Origin of the sequence: Seonamhaeicola aphaedonensis, assembly GCF_003386195.1 — a bacterium.
Classification (GTDB): domain Bacteria; phylum Bacteroidota; class Bacteroidia; order Flavobacteriales; family Flavobacteriaceae; genus Seonamhaeicola; species Seonamhaeicola aphaedonensis.
Genome location: NZ_QRDX01000003.1, coordinates 132,279 through 146,814, shown reverse-complemented (window position 1 = coordinate 146,814; position 14,536 = coordinate 132,279). Strand labels below are relative to the sequence as shown.

Here is a 14,536-nt window from a genome sequence, read left to right as displayed (position 1 = left end):
ATTTGTACAAATGTTTAATCTTGAAACTTGTAGTGTTTCAGAGTGTTTGAGTTTTCTGAGATTTGTAGAGATTCAGAAATAGCCTTCCCAACCTGAGGAGCAACTAGCAAAAATCCTTACTAGAAATAGTGGGGATTTTTGGTTTTAAAGGGGGGTGCTAAAAAAGCCATCTACATAGATGGCCTTTAAACATATTATTTTCTTTTTAAAAAATTAATTTAACAAATCAGCAGCCATCTTAATATTGTCTTTTAAAGCATCAGCAATATCCTGATTTCCATCTTCATCATTAGGGAAAATTTCAATCAACCCGTCATTATTATTGTCAGTTGCTTGGCTTAAATCAATTTGATTAAGAGAGCTCAAAAATTGGGAAATATTAAATTGTACGGTAAAATTAACCGTATTGCCTTGAACTAAAACACCTGTACTTCTGCCAACATCAAGATTTTCACTGGTATCATGCCAAAAAACAAATGGAGTCCCATCTATCGTGCCTTCTATATAAATAGATTTGTCAAATAGGTCATTCGAAGCAGGCAGGTCCTCATCTTTGTGAAATTTAAATCGCATTTCTTTATATTTTCCATCAGGAACAAATGCATTTCCTATGGTTTGAGATAATGCATCTGTGTTATCCAATAAATCAATTTGGTACGGACCTCTAAATTGAATTTCATCTGTATCAAGACTACTATTAATGTCGTCATCGTTTTTAAATACAACGTCCCTTATAGAAATCTTGAAGTCAGTAAAAACAACTTCGGCATTAGATGTTTTAATACCTGAAGTAAGTTTAGAAGCACTTGAATTACTGGCACTTATAGTTAAATTAACACCTCCGTTTTCATCATTATTAGAACAACTTAAAACTAAGATTGATAGTAGGTATAAAATTTTAAAATTTAAATTTTTCATGATTTTAAATAATTTGGGTTTATACGTATATAACAACTAAATAACTGAAACTCCTACCTTTTATTGTTTTTTATCAGAGATGAAAAGTAAAATAAGATGAAGTATGAGCCGAAATTACATTTGTGGCTTGGAGTTTTTTATGCAGTAAAATGAGCTACACATTATAAATAACTGCATTATATGTATTATGTGCATTAACTCCTAAAAATGGCAACTTGCAAAGGTCTTGAATTTAAATTTTTAGTAGGATAATTGAAACCTACCCACTTGATAATAAGGCTATTTACATGCTTTCATAAAATGAAGCAAACTTCAATAGTTCTTCATTGAATTGGTTCGACAAAATAATATTAGGGGGAGCAACAATAGAAAAGACTACATGAAAGTGTGGGCTTTTTTAGTTTTAACTTTTGAGCGAAGAAGCCTGTCTCGTTGCAAGGGGGAAGCCAAACCCACTCTACTGAACGATTTGAGTCGTTCGGGAGGGGAGGGAGGGGGAGCAAATAGAAAAAAGTTCAACACAACTGTTTAGCTTTTTTTGTCGAAAAACCTAGGGGATTCCATAATTCAAATATTGATTGTTTATTGGGGATTTATAATTTTTAAACAAACTTTTTTATACGAATGGTAGGAAATTTTTCGTTTGAATTGTTATATAAGTAAGATTTAAAACGAAAACATTAAAACGACATGAAATTTAGAATTATCAAAAACAATTTTTTTATTGTTATGACATTAATTGTAATAATGGCATGTTCTTCTGATGATAGTACCACAAATAATGAAGCTGTAATTAGTGAAATTGAAAATAATGTAAAGAAGGATACATGGAGAATTACAAAATATATTGATAGTGGGGATGATGAGTTAAATCATTTCACTGGGTATAATTTCACATTTGGAGATAACGGTGTACTAACTGCAACAAATGGTTCGAATACCTACAATGGCACATGGAGTATTACAAATGACAGTAGTAGTGATGATAGTTCAAATGATTTGGATTTTAATATTTTCTTTGCAGCTCCTATTGATTTTGAGGAATTGACGGATGATTGGGATATTATTTCACAGTCAGCTATAAAAATTGAGTTAATTGATATTAGTGGAGGCAACGGAGGAACAGATTATTTGACTTTTGAGAGAAATTAACGATTTCCAAAAAATCACTAATAAACTCATTATGGCTCTGTAATTGAATTCTTGTATCTAGTGAGTAAGACCATAATATTTATATTTGTTTATATAGAGTAAGGCAAAACGCTCCAATTCCTCATTAAATTGGCTCGACAAAACAATATTAATCGATCAACCTTTAAAAACTATCTAAGAAATTAGGTGGTTTTTTTGTACCCAAAACTTTTCTTTTTAAAAACTAGAATAACATTATTTCATTCATTTTATCGTTTATATCATGCATGTTGGCTAAAAGTTAATTAAATAGGTAGTGTATAAGGCTTATTAATTGTTTTATAGTAAAGTGCCTCAAATTTACTCAATAAATATATTCTCCATGAACAAATGCCCCCTAATAAAACTTATTATATGTTACATGAGCCACTGTAAAAAGTGGCTTTTTGTTTTTTGAAAAATATAGAGAATGAATTTAAATGTTAAAATGAACTAATATTTTGGTTATTGGTCGTTAATTTTATTTGTGAGTCAAATATGATGTTTACTTTTCGGATACCATAACATAAGTAGGTTAAGTTCATGGTAGATTTGGGGCAAAGAAAGGTGAATTAATTAGTTCACCTTTCTTTATGGATATATGCTTGAGAAGTAATTAAACTAGATAGTTGGCTGTAAATGATTGACTATCTGATTTAACTATAACTTTATCCTATAATTTTTTACTGGTTAAATAGTTTCTATATATGTAATACTATTAATCAAATCTGTTCTAGTTAAGAAGAACAATATAAAGGGCTGTTTTTAATGATAAGACAGTCTTTTTTATTTTAATGGAATAGCTTCTTTGTACTTTACTTAGTCTTGTTATGTATTTCAACCAAAAAATAGCAATTTATACTGTGCACTTTAACGAAAAAAAGCAATAAATTTTCAGAAAAATAACCTGTTAAGTATTATTGTACGTATATAAAATACATACAAAAAAAGAAGTTATGAATTTAAAAAGTTTAAAAGCCTTTATAGGTGTTGGTATTATGTTATTATCAATAGTTGCGATACAAAGTTGCAATAATGATGGGGATAATACAGCAAGAGTACAATTAAAATTAGTGGATGAGCCAGGAGATTATCTTGAAGTTAATGTTGAGATTGTAGATATTCAATATAATACTTCGGATAGTGAAGAAGGTTGGATGAGTTTCATTCCAGAAAATGGATATCCTATCAATGTGGATTTAACAGAATTAGTAGCTGGAAATGACTTATTATTAGTAGACCAAATAATTCCTTCAGGAATGTTAAAACAGATAAGATTGGTACTAGGAGAAAACAACACATTAGTCATGGAAAGAGAAAATGGAGAGGGAGGAGAACCAATTCCTCTTGACACCCCAAGTGCCTTACAATCTGGTTTAAAGTTGAATTTAAATGAAGAATTACAAGGAGGCTTCTCATATACCTTTATATTGGACTGGGTTGTAAGCGAGTCAGTAGTAGAAGCTGGTAATTCTGGAATGTATAATTTGAAACCTGTTATAAGAGTAAATGCTCAAGTTAATTCTGGTTCTATTAGTGGTACGGTTCTAGAAACTATTGAAGAATCTCTTGTAGCTAAGGAGAATGTTACCGTAGAGGTTTATAAATTAGATGATACTAAGGTAACAGACACCATGACAGATGATTTAGGTAATTTCTTAATTCAAGGACTGGAAGCAGGAAGTTATAAGCTTAAAATAGCTGTAGAAGGTTATCAAGGCTATGAATCTGAAAATATAGGAGTAACTGTTGGACAGGTATTAGATGTAGGTACTGTAGAATTGTTACCTCTATAATAGACAAAAAAAAATAGAAACTATTACATGTCTTAAGTTTGTCTTATTAGAATTTCAGTATATTTACAAGACTAACTAATACCATATGTCATGAATATTAAAAAAACAGTTATTAATCTTTTAGTAGCCCTTATTCTTTCTCCAATTGTTGTTTATGTTGTGCTCACAATAGCTAGATTAGCAGGGTCAAACTATGAAATGACTCATGGGGAAACATGGATAATTTGGATACTTATGGCAATTTTAATTCAATTGTCTATTGACAAGAAGAGTTCCTGATTCCAAACAATTCAGCAGAAAAGTCCAACAGAAATGTTGGGCTTTTTTATTATGCTGTGTGTCCCGTCCTAAAATAAGTTGAAACAAAATCGACTTATTATGAAAGATCCATTAGGAAAAAGGGTTAAGCGTACCCAACGCGATTACAATTTGGGCTTTAAATTGAGCATTGTATCTGAAGTAGAAAAAGGCAGTTACACCTACAAACAGATTCAAAAGGTCTATGGTATCCAAGGAAGGAGTACCGTTTTGGTATGGCTGAGAAAATATGGTACCTTAGATTGGAACAATCCAAAGAATAGAGTTTTGCCAAAATCTAAAGAAACCCCTGCCCAAAAGATAAAGCGCTTAGAATGCGAGCTGGAAGATGAGCGTTTAAAGAACTTATTACTTAATACCATGATAGATGTATCAGATAAACACCACGGCACTTCTATTAGAAAAAAGTTTTTATCCCAACAATCCAAATCATCAAATAAGAAAAACAGATAGCCATATCCCGTTCTTGTAGGTTGTTAGGGATAAGTAGACAAGCCATTTATCAATCTCAACACAGAAGAGAAGTACGCACTAAGGTTTTATCACAGGTAAAATCTTTAGTTCTTGATATTCGTAAGGATATGCCAAGAATAGGTACACGTAAACTTTACCATCTGTTAAAACCAGAATTTGATAAACTTGGAATAAAAATAGGGAGAGATGCCTTATTTGCTTATTTAAAAACAGAACATTTATTAATAAGGCCTAAAAAGAATTATACAAAGACCACCAATTCAAAACATTTGTTGAAGAAATATCCTAATCTTTTAAAGACTATTATACCAGAAAGACCAGAACATGTGTTCGTAAGCGATATCACTTATATAAAAAGCAGAGAGAAAACACATTATTTGTCCTTGGTCACAGATGCGTATAGCAGAAAAATAGTAGGCTATAAATTAAGTGATAATATGAACGCAGAACACGTGGTAAAGGCCTTTAATATGGCTGTCAAAAATAGGGGTTCAAATAAAGAACTCATTCACCACTCTGATAGAGGATTGCAATACTGTGCCTCTATATATCAAAAGGCCTTAAAAAAATACAATGTTAGACCTTCGATGACTGATGGTTATGATTGTTACAAAATGCCTTGGCAGAACGTATCAATGGTATCTTAAAACAAGAGTTCTTGATTTATAAATGTAACAATGGTAATGAACTAGAACAATTAGTCAAAGAATCAATCAACACTTATAACAACAAAAGACCTCATTTGAGTCTTAATATGAAAACACCTAACTTTATGCACAACAAAAAACCGATGAAGCTAGCTTCATCGGTTTAATTTAATTTATTCTAAAACTGTCAACCTATTTTAGGACGACTCAGTGTATAGAGAAATAGTAGGTAAAATAAAAACAAAAGCGCTTAATTTAGAACGTAATACTTTTTAAAATTAAAGACTATTGATTATAATCAATAGTCTTTATCTTTAATTCACTCTAAAAACTAATTAACAATGCTATTTGTTGATTTTTGCCTTTACCGCTTCTATGGTTTTTTTAGAATTACCTATAAAAATTTCATTGTTAATTATTATAACCGGTCGACTCAAAAAGGTATAATGCCCCAATATGTAATGTTTAAAATCACGCTCTTCTAAGACTTGATTTTTTAACCCCATATCTGTATATAGCTTAGAGCGCTTACTAAAAAGAGACTCATAACTATCGGCTAGTTCTCGCATTTCTTCTAACTGTTTTACAGTTATTGGCTCTATCTTGATGTCCTGAAGCATAAAATCTGAAGAAAGGTTAAGCTCTTTTAATATTCTTAAACAGGTGTTACATGTTTTTAAGTAATAAACTTTTTTCATCTATAATAATACTATTTGCTACAAAAATAAACGCTATTATAGCATTTAAAACTATATTTACTTCAAAAATAAAGATTATGGCTTTTCCATTAGAAATTTTACAAAAAACGAGAAAATCATTTAAAAAAATTATAGAAAATACTTCGTTAGAGAGCCTAAATAAAATCCCAGAAGGTCATAGAAATAACATTATTTGGAATATTGGACACATTCTTGTTACAGAACAACTTTTGGCTTATAAATTGTCTGGATTACCAACCATGGTTAGTGATATTTTAATTGACAAATATAGAAAAGGAACTACGCCAGAAGGACCTGTGACTCAAGATGAGGTAGATGAAATAAATGGTTTATTGGAAGTTTCTTTAGAAAAAACGATTGAGAACTACAAAAAAGGTGTTTTTAAAAACTTTAATGAGTATACCGTTTCAACCACTGGGAATACATTAACGGACATAGATGAATCGTTACAGTTTATTTTATTCCATGAAGGGATGCACTTGGGAATTGTAATGTCTTTACTAAAAGCGGTGTAATGGGTGAAGGTTTAGTCTAAATAATAGATATAGCCTACATTTAGCCATATCAACCAATCATTAAATTTATTGTAGCTTAGTTTGTGGTTGAATCCATCAACCCAATCATTAAAATAAAGCTGCCAACGTAAATCAATTAATAGATCAGAAAGTACCCCAATTTTGTATCGTGCTCCTACACTTGCTACCATAGACCAATCTGAGAATGAGTTTACATTAACAGGATATTCCCTTTGTTCGCCTGCAGGAACAGCAGGTAAAAACCGTGGGTCTTGATACCAATAAGAATAAATGTTTGCAGCATTAAAGATGTCTTGGTCACCATAATCGGTCCATCCTTGAGGAGAGGACGTTGTATAATGGATTCCTAAGCTAACATATGGAGCTAGTAAGTAACTAAAAGCTTGAAAGGATCTAATACTTCTTGGAAAGTACTCTAATTGAGTTCCTATGTCAAAATTCTCAGCTACTCCATGGTGAGCTCTTAACTTATCTGCATTAGCCGAAGTATATTTAGGCTTCACCCATTCTCCATGGTGATCTAACCTAGTATAGTTCCATGAAATTTCATTTCTTAATTTAAAGTGGTCATTGAAATACGTGTCTGTTGAATAACAATTACAATCGGCACGATAGGCAAAGTTTATATAATGCACAATACCGATGCCAATCCCAGAGTTACCAAGATTAGTTTCTTCATCAAAACGACTACCAAAGTCCGCTCTAAATTCTACGGGACCAGCTATCACACCAATTTCATGGGAAAAACCTAATTGAGAGTACATTGCTTGATATGTAACTAACAAGCAAAACAAAAAAACTAACTGTTTCAAGTTAAGCATAATAGGCTTTACTTTTTTGGAGCATTAATGAACAAATATATAAAAACAGAATCAACTAACAAACAACGGTTTAGTAGGTGAATAAATATTAAGCAATTCACAATTGAAGAATATAAAAAAAATGTACGTCTTTTTTAAAGATAATGTATCTTTGTTGGTGTAAATTGAATATTTTTTAATATTAACGTAAATTCTATGTATGAAAAGTATTATAAATGAGTTTTTAGATCTGGTAAAACAACGTAATGTTAATGAGCCAGAATTTTTACAAGCAGTAGAAGAGGTTGCTGAAACTGTTTTGCCTTATATAGTTAAGCATGATATTTACTACGGTAAAAACATTTTGTTAAGAATGGTTGAGCCAGAACGTGTAGTAACTTTTAGAGTTTGTTGGGTTGATGACAATGGAGAAATACAAGTCAATAGAGGGTATAGAATTCAAATGAATTCTGCTATTGGACCCTATAAAGGAGGACTAAGGTTTCATCCCACGGTTAATATGAGTATTCTTAAGTTCTTGGCGTTTGAACAAGTGTTTAAAAATAGTTTAACTACGCTACCTATGGGAGGTGGAAAAGGAGGTAGCGATTTTGATCCTAAAGGCAAAAGTGATAATGAAATTATGCGTTTCTGTCATGCCTTTATGAGCGAATTATTTAGACACATAGGTCACAATACTGATGTTCCTGCAGGAGATATAGGGGTTGGTGCTAGAGAAATTGGATATCTCTTTGGTATGTACAAAAAAATAAGTAATGGTTTTACGGGCGTATTAACTGGTAAAGGACTCTCGTGGGGTGGTTCTAAAATTAGACCAGAGGCTACAGGTTATGGTACCGTCTACTTTGCTGAAAACATGCTAAACACTAAAAATGACTCTATAAAAGGGAAAAACGTAGTCATTTCTGGTTCTGGTAATGTTGCCCAATATGCTGCTGAAAAAGTCATTCAAATGGGAGGCAAAGTTTTAACGCTCTCAGATTCTTCAGGTTATATATATGACTCTGATGGTATCAATACCGAAAAACTGAAGTTTGTTATGCACTTAAAAAATGAAAAAAGAGGTAGAATAAAAGAATACTTAAATGAATACCCCAATGCCCAATATACAGAAGGAGAGACGCCATGGAAAGTACCTTGTGATGTGGCTCTTCCCTGCGCTACACAAAATGAATTAAAGTTAAACGATGCAAAATCGTTGTTAAGTAATGGCTGCATTTGTGTAAGCGAGGGAGCCAATATGCCCTCTACCAATGGTGCAATTAACACATTTCATAAGGCGAAAATATTATTTGCTCCTGGAAAAGCCTCTAACGCAGGAGGTGTTGCTACTTCTGGTTTAGAAATGACCCAGAATTCGTTAAGATTTAACTGGACCAGAGAAGAGGTGGATAAAAAATTAAAAGAAATTATGGGTAACATTCATGATTCATGTATTGAATATGGTCAAGAAGAAGATGGCTATATAAACTATGTTAAGGGTGCAAATATTGCTGGTTTTGTTAAAGTAGCCGATGCTATGTTAGCTCAGGGTATTGTTTAGTACAAATGAATTTTAATTTTTAAAAGCTTCTCTATAGAGAAGCTTTTTCATTAATATATTATTTTAAAGTAAAACTCGTTAGTATATTTGGAGTTTATAAATCTACTATGAAAAAGCAGTATTTTGTTTTAATACTTAGTTTTATTTCGTTGCTATCACTTGCTCAAGATTATTCTGCTTTATGGCAAGGACATTTTTCTTATTATAACGTTAAGGAAGTAGTAAATGGGCATAACAAAATTTATGCCGTTGCAGATAACGCTATTTTTAGTTTAGATGTTCAAACAAACGAAATTGAAGAGTTTAATACAATTAATGGATTGTCTGGTGAAACCATTTCAACCACATATTATAGTGAAGATTATGGGTTATTGGTAATAGGCTATGAAACTGGCTTGATTGAAATAGTATTTAATAATGGTGATGAGGTCTTATCTGTAGTAGATATTATTGAGAAAGCTACAATTCCTCCAACAGACAAAAGAATTAATCATTTTAGTCCTTATCAAAACTTAATTTACATTTCTACAAACTACGGAATTTCTGTATTTGACTTAGAAAGATTAGAGTTTGGTGATACTTATTTTATTGGGAATAATGGTAGTCAAATACAAGTAAACCAAACAGCTATTTTTAATGACTTCATTTATGCGGCCTGTTCAGGTGGAAATGGAATTAAAAGGGCTCAGGCATCAAACCCTAATTTAATTGATTTTCAAAACTGGCAGACGGTTTTTACAGGTAATTATCTGTTTATAGAGGAACAGGAACAAAGACTTTACGCTATAAATACTAGTAGAAGAATTTATGATATTACTAATGATATATTAAATGAACTATTTATATATAGTGATACTCCCTTATATATTAAATCTGTAGATCAACACTTAACTGTTACAACCAAAAATAATGTTTATGTTTACGATGAGAATTTTTCTTTATTATCACAAATAAATACAGGAATTAATTTTGAAACAGAATATACGTCAGCAATTGAATATTCAAATAATGTTTATATAGGTACAAAGGATTTTGGGGTTCTAAAAACCACTATCGACAATCCTATAGAATTTGAAGAAATACATCCAAAAGGGCCTTTAATGAATATTCCTTTTTCTATTGAAGCAGAACCAGGTGGGGTTTGGGTTACTTTTGGAGAGTACACTGCAACCTTAAATCCTTATCCTCTTAATAGTAGAGGAATTAGCCATTTGAAAGAAAACTATTGGCTTAATACAAGGTATTCTGATATTAATTTTGATGCTCGATGTTTAAATACGATTAATATAAATCCTTTTAATACAAGTCAAGTATTTATAAGTTCCTTTATTGATGGATTGTTACTGATAAATGATGATGTTCCTACAGACTTATTTAATGAATCAAATAGTACCTTAGAGGATTTGGTATTGCCAAATAACCCAGGCTATGTTGGGGATATAAGAGTTGGTGGTGCAGATTTTGATGAAAGTGGAGTTTTATGGATGTTAGTTAGCAGAATAGATAACCCGTTAAAATCGTTTAATACTAATACGAATCAATGGAATTCATTTAGTTTTACCGATATTATTCAAGATGGATTGAATGATGAATTAGGCTATAAAAAATTGTTTGTCGGTAACGACAATACGAAATGGGTTGCGAGTCATAATCATGGAATAATTGGGTTTAATGAGAATAATACTCCAAAAATCAAACATATACAGAGTGAGGATGAAAATATGCCTTCTAATGATGTAAGGGCTGTAGCTCTTGATAAACGCAATCAATTATGGATTGGAACAGCCCGTGGCCTTCGAGTGTTATACAATACATCCAGTTTTTTTGAAGATGATAATATTCAAGTTGAAGAAATAATTATTGAAGAAGATGGCATTGCTAAAGAGCTTTTATTTCAGCAACTAATTACCGACATTGAAGTTGATGGTTCTAATAATAAATGGATTGGAACTGCAGATTCTGGATTATTTTATTTTTCATCAGATGGACAAAATACTATTCATCATTTTACAAGAAGCAACTCGCCATTACCGTCAAATACAATTAATGATATTTCCTTAGATGAGACCAAAGGTATTGTTTTTATTGCAACCAGTAGAGGCTTAGTGTCTTATCGTTCTGGGGGTTCTAGTCCAACTGAAGATCTAGCTTCTGCATTTGCATATCCTAATCCGGTTAGACCAAACTTTAATATTGTTGATGAAAAAGTTAAAATTAAAGATATTTCTCAAAACGTTAATATTAAGATAACCGACATAGAAGGTAACCTAGTTGCCGAAGCGCAATCTAGGGTAAATCAAAGATACAGAGGTTATAACCTAGAAATTGATGGGGGAACTGCTTACTGGAATGGTAAAAATCTAGCTAATAATATAGTAGCGTCTGGAGTATATTTAGTAATGCTCTCAGACCTTGATACTTTTGAAACAAAAGTTATAAAACTAATGGTTGTTAGATAATGCTTATAACTACAAATGCCATTGTTCTTTCAAAATTAAAGTATAAAGACTACGACCTTATTGTAAAATGTTATACAGAAGAACTTGGTGTTGTTAGTTTTATATTAAAAGGGGTTTTAAGAGGTAAAAAAGGCAACACTAAAGCAGCTTATTTTCAGTTACTATCACAATTACAACTTGTTATTCAATATAAAAATAATCGGTCTTTACAATCTATTAGGGAAACCAAACTCAATCAAGTTTATACCAGTTTACACACCAATGTTTTAAAAAGCTCAATTGTAATATTTTTGGCCGAGGTGCTGTCTAGTGTTTTACAAGAAGAGGAACCCAACAAAACAATGTTTAGTTATATAGAAAACACCTTGCTTTGGTTAGATGCACAAACCAATTTTGCCAACTTTCATTTGTTGTTTTTACTCAAACTAACCAAATACTTAGGTTTTTACCCAGATACAACTCAGAAAGAAGCTTCCTTTTTTAATCTTAGTGAAGGACAGTTTGATGTAAAAAAAACCAATGATTACAGTATTTCAGGTGAAAATTTAACACTCCTAAAACAATTGTTAGGCACAACATTTGATGACCTTACTCTATTACAAATACATTCAAAACAAAGACAATCTTTTTTAAATATGATTTTGCTATATTTTGAGCTACATTTGGGGAACTTTAAACAGCCTAAATCACTCGCTATATTTAATCAGGTTTTTAACTAAAAACATGAAGTTTTTATTTACATTTTCTTTTTTCTTAATAGCTTTTTTAAATATTCAGGCTCAAAACATTAAGGTTTTAAACAAAGTAACTCAAGAGCCCATTATTAATGTGGCCATTTATAACATTGATAAATCTAAAAGTATTATCACCAATTTTAGAGGTGAGGCAGATATAAGCGAATTCGACGATGCCGAGGTGATTTACTTTAAGCACTTATCACACGTACTAAAAAAACTTACAAAACAAGAACTAACCCCATCTAGAACAGTATTCTTAGAATCTAACACCCAAGGACTGAACGAAATTGTAATTTCTGCCTCCAAATTTCAACAGTATAAAAAAGATATTCCTCAAAAAATAATAAGCATCCGCTCACAGAGTGTTCAATTTGCTAACCCACAAACTAGCGCTGATTTATTAGCAAATACGGGACAAGTTTATGTTCAAAAAAGTCAGTTAGGTGGAGGAAGTCCAATGATTAGAGGTTTTTCAACCAACCGTTTATTAATTACTATAGATGGTGTTAGAATGAACAATGCCATTTTTAGAGGCGGTAATTTACACAATGTCATTTCTATTGACCCTTTCACAATTCAAGATACCGAAGTGACTTTGGGTGCGGGCTCTGTTATTTATGGTAGTGATGCCATTGGAGGTGTCATGAGCTTCTATACTCAAAAGCCAAGGTTATCCCATACAGATTCTTTGCTCATAAAATCGAATGTCGTTGTAAGGTATGCTTCTGCCAATGATGAAAAGACAAGTCACTTTAATTTAAATTTAGGTTATAAGAAATTTGGATTTTTTACCAGTGCTAGTTATTCTGATTTTGGAGATTTAAAAATGGGAAAATATGGACCAGACGAATATTTAAGGCCAGAATTTGTTATAACAACCCAAAATGGTGATGAGGTTATTCAAAATAGTAACCCTTTAATTCAAAGGTACACAGCTTATAATCAACTAAATTTGATGCAAAAAGCTCGCTACAAACCCTACGAAAATTTAACTTTTGATTTAGGGCTGTATTATACCACTACCTCTGATATTCCCAGATATGATAGACTCATTAGATATAATGACGACATCCTACGTTCTGCAGAATGGAATTATGGCCCACAGCAATGGTTTTTATCTAATTTTCAGATTACCAAATTAAGTAGTCGTTCTAATTTATACGATAAAATTAATACCACCATGGCGTACCAAAACTTTAAGGAAAGTAGAAAAGACCGAAACTTCCAGTCTGTATCTAGAAATATTAGAGCAGAATCTGTAGATGCCTATTCGTTCAATGTAGATTTAGAAAAGCGATTGAGCCCAAAAACGCAGTTTTATTATGGGTTAGAGTATGTGTTTAATAAAGTAAGATCTGAAGGAAAAGAAGAGAACATATCTAATAGCGCTATTTCTCCTACAGTATCCAGATATCCAAATGGAGCTAGTTGGCAATCTTCAGCAATTTACAGCAGCATCAAATATAAGCCTAATCCAAAGTTCGTGTTTCAATCTGGGCTTCGGTTCAATCATATTGTTTCAAAAGCCAATTTTGAAGAAAATAATATCTTTTTAAATTTACCATTTAGTACTTCTAAAAATACAGCGGGTGCACTTACCGGAACTGCTGGTATAAGTTGGTCACCTAACGAAATTATGCAATGGAGATTAAATGCATCTTCTGCCTTTAGAGCACCCAATATTGATGATATTGGTAAAGTTTTCGACTCTCAACCTGGAACAGTTGTGGTGCCCAATGAAACCCTAAAACCTGAGTATGCTTATGGTGGTGAACTGGGTTTGAAATTAGACTTTGATAGCAAGTTAATTTTAGATCTGAGTTCATATTATACCTATCTTGACAATGCTTTGGTGAGAAGGTATTATACCTTAAATGGTGAAAGTGATATTGTGTATGACGGTGAGTTAAGTACCGTACAAGCTATTCAAAACGCCTCTAAAGCTTGGATTTATGGTTTTGAAGTTGGGCTAAAAATGCCTATTACTAATCGTTTGGAGTTATCATCGCAGTATAGTATTATTGGTGGCACTGAAGAAGCAGGGTCTGTTGAAGTTCCCATTAGACATGTAGCTCCTAGTTTTGGTAACACCCATTTGGTTTGGAATTACAAAGATTTTAAACTTGATTTTTTTCTAAACTACAATGATGACCTAGCTTTTAATGACTTGGCCCCTTCTGAAATTCAGAAGGAGTATTTATATGCTTTGGATGCTGATGGGAATCCTTATAGCCCATCATGGTATACCTGTAATTTTAGAACGCAATATCTATTAAATACAAATACTACTCTCACAGCTGCCTTAGAAAATATTACCAACCAACGATACAGAACTTATTCATCTGGAATTGCAGCACCTGGAAGAAACTTTATTCTATCATTAAAGTATAGCTTGTAA

The 14,536-nt window shown here is 32.0% G+C and carries 10 protein-coding genes and 1 pseudogene; 8 read left to right on the top strand and 3 right to left on the bottom strand.

Translation table 11 applies throughout. The features are described 5' to 3' along the window. Positions 1 to 213: 213 nt before the first annotated feature. Complete coding sequence (locus DFQ02_RS06390; RefSeq protein WP_116040170.1) at positions 214 to 918, bottom strand: DUF4382 domain-containing protein; 705 nt, start codon at positions 916 to 918, stop codon at positions 214 to 216. Positions 919 to 1,647: 729 nt separating this feature from the next. Here DFQ02_RS06390 and DFQ02_RS06385 point away from each other — a divergent pair. The 3 genes and pseudogenes from DFQ02_RS06385 (at position 1,648) to DFQ02_RS06370 (ending at position 5,490) form a co-directional block, all read left to right on the top strand. Next, entirely contained in the window at positions 1,648 to 2,070 is a 423-nt protein-coding gene (locus DFQ02_RS06385) for a hypothetical protein (protein ID WP_245940216.1), read from the top strand. A 974-nt stretch (positions 2,071 to 3,044) separates the two neighbouring features. Next, complete coding sequence (locus DFQ02_RS06380; protein WP_116040169.1) at positions 3,045 to 3,884, top strand: DUF4382 domain-containing protein; 840 nt, start codon at positions 3,045 to 3,047, stop codon at positions 3,882 to 3,884. Between the two features lie 378 nt (positions 3,885 to 4,262). Beyond that, a pseudogene (locus tag DFQ02_RS06370) lies at positions 4,263 to 5,490 on the top strand (IS3 family transposase). 177 nt (positions 5,491 to 5,667) lie between these two features. On the opposite strand, the gene DFQ02_RS06365 reads toward DFQ02_RS06370, so the two are convergent. After that, positions 5,668 to 6,021, bottom strand: coding sequence for an arsenate reductase family protein (locus DFQ02_RS06365; RefSeq protein ID WP_116040167.1), 354 nt, complete (start codon positions 6,019 to 6,021; stop codon positions 5,668 to 5,670). Between the two features lie 77 nt (positions 6,022 to 6,098). Between DFQ02_RS06365 and DFQ02_RS06360 the strand changes: the two genes are divergently transcribed. Continuing rightward, positions 6,099 to 6,557: a DinB family protein gene (locus tag DFQ02_RS06360; RefSeq protein WP_116523815.1), complete on the top strand. Its 459-nt coding sequence runs from the start codon at positions 6,099 to 6,101 to the stop codon at positions 6,555 to 6,557. A gap of 11 nt (positions 6,558 to 6,568) precedes the next feature. On the opposite strand, the gene DFQ02_RS06355 is transcribed toward DFQ02_RS06360, so the two are convergent. After that, on the bottom strand, positions 6,569 to 7,399 hold the full coding sequence (locus DFQ02_RS06355) for a THC0290_0291 family protein (protein WP_116040166.1): 831 nt from the start codon (positions 7,397 to 7,399) through the stop codon (positions 6,569 to 6,571). 199 nt (positions 7,400 to 7,598) lie between these two features. On the opposite strand from DFQ02_RS06355, the gene gdhA reads away from it, so the two are divergent. The 4 genes from gdhA to DFQ02_RS06335 all read left to right on the top strand — a co-directional run bounded on the left by gdhA (position 7,599) and on the right by DFQ02_RS06335 (position 14,536). After that, a complete protein-coding gene (gene gdhA / locus DFQ02_RS06350) occupies positions 7,599 to 8,942 on the top strand; it encodes an NADP-specific glutamate dehydrogenase (protein WP_116040165.1) in 1,344 nt (447 codons plus the stop codon). Between the two features lie 107 nt (positions 8,943 to 9,049). Then, positions 9,050 to 11,401, top strand: a complete 2,352-nt coding sequence (porZ, locus tag DFQ02_RS06345) for a type IX secretion system anionic LPS delivery protein PorZ (protein ID WP_116040164.1) — start codon at positions 9,050 to 9,052, stop codon at positions 11,399 to 11,401. Further along, positions 11,401 to 12,120, top strand: coding sequence for a DNA repair protein RecO (gene recO, locus DFQ02_RS06340; RefSeq protein WP_116040163.1), 720 nt, complete (start codon positions 11,401 to 11,403; stop codon positions 12,118 to 12,120). Before porZ ends, recO begins: the two co-directional genes overlap by 1 nt. 4 nt (positions 12,121 to 12,124) lie before the next feature. Continuing rightward, entirely contained in the window at positions 12,125 to 14,536 is a 2,412-nt protein-coding gene (locus DFQ02_RS06335; RefSeq protein WP_116040162.1) for a TonB-dependent receptor plug domain-containing protein, read from the top strand.

Coding starts and splice junctions, on each gene's coding strand:
- DFQ02_RS06390 (WP_116040170.1), bottom strand. CDS start 918: ATGAAAAATTTAAATTTTAAAATTTTATACCTACTATCAATCTTAGTT.
- DFQ02_RS06385 (WP_245940216.1), top strand. CDS start 1,648: ATGACATTAATTGTAATAATGGCATGTTCTTCTGATGATAGTACCACA.
- DFQ02_RS06380 (WP_116040169.1), top strand. CDS start 3,045: ATGAATTTAAAAAGTTTAAAAGCCTTTATAGGTGTTGGTATTATGTTA.
- DFQ02_RS06365 (WP_116040167.1), bottom strand. CDS start 6,021: ATGAAAAAAGTTTATTACTTAAAAACATGTAACACCTGTTTAAGAATA.
- DFQ02_RS06360 (WP_116523815.1), top strand. CDS start 6,099: ATGGCTTTTCCATTAGAAATTTTACAAAAAACGAGAAAATCATTTAAA.
- DFQ02_RS06355 (WP_116040166.1), bottom strand. CDS start 7,399: ATGCTTAACTTGAAACAGTTAGTTTTTTTGTTTTGCTTGTTAGTTACA.
- gdhA (WP_116040165.1), top strand. CDS start 7,599: ATGAAAAGTATTATAAATGAGTTTTTAGATCTGGTAAAACAACGTAAT.
- porZ (WP_116040164.1), top strand. CDS start 9,050: ATGAAAAAGCAGTATTTTGTTTTAATACTTAGTTTTATTTCGTTGCTA.
- recO (WP_116040163.1), top strand. CDS start 11,401: ATGCTTATAACTACAAATGCCATTGTTCTTTCAAAATTAAAGTATAAA.
- DFQ02_RS06335 (WP_116040162.1), top strand. CDS start 12,125: ATGAAGTTTTTATTTACATTTTCTTTTTTCTTAATAGCTTTTTTAAAT.